The following is a 712-nucleotide window of genomic DNA, read 5'->3' as shown; positions in this document are numbered from 1 at the left end:
TCGCAGTATTTTTCCAGCATATCACGCTGGTTTGCGATACTGGCACTTTCGCCTTGCAGGTCATCGTCCTTTGACAGCCTGCAATAGACCGCCGCACGATAGCCCCCGGCAAGTGCTGAACCGATTGTTCTGTATTCCATTTCGTTCATCATAGCCATTTACCCACACAATCCAGACGGTATCTGGCTCTGTTGAACCTCATCTTCATTATACTTCAAGTCTTTCTTTTTAGCAAGATATTCTTTTGTATTTGTTTTGCCGTATTTCTGGGAAATCAGGCTGACGAACACATCGGTGGCGTCCAGTTCCCCGTCAAATACGGTTGTCACTTCAATCTTGGTCTTATTTTTCGCCATAGGCAGTTATCCTCCATACATGAAAATAGCCAGACAGAGAACGGTCGGCAACGAAGTCCGGCAACGGGCTTCAAAAGACCTTGCAAACAATCTCAATCTGGCGTTGATTACTATTTATACTTTTCTTTTATTTTTCTGTTGTTTTGGTTGTCAGAGAGGGAAAAAGCCCGGAAATAAGGGATTTTCCCCGGCAACCGGCTCGGCAACGGGATAGCAACGAAGTCGGCAACGGGCTGTCATTTTCAGAATGGAAGCTCCATCTGCTCTGTGACCTCCACAAAACCGTCCATAGATTTTTCGGGCGGGTTGTCGGTGTCCGTTGCCGGGATTTCACGCTCCCAGCCCTTTTGTCTGCC

Annotated in this window: 1 protein-coding gene; it reads right to left on the bottom strand. The window is 47.3% G+C overall.

The window, feature by feature from the left end; genetic code table 11:
- Positions 1-158: 158 nt before the first annotated feature.
- On the bottom strand, positions 159-356 hold the full coding sequence (locus tag WMO75_RS19680) for a hypothetical protein (protein ID WP_002595176.1): 198 nt from the start codon (positions 354-356) through the stop codon (positions 159-161).
- Between the last annotated feature and the right edge of the window lie 356 nt (positions 357-712).

Source organism: Blautia intestinihominis (assembly GCF_040096655.1).
GTDB classification, from domain to species: Bacteria; Bacillota; Clostridia; order Lachnospirales; family Lachnospiraceae; genus Blautia_A; species Blautia_A intestinihominis.
Note: the sequence above shows the minus strand (reverse complement) of the source record. Positions and strands in the feature narration are given on the sequence as shown.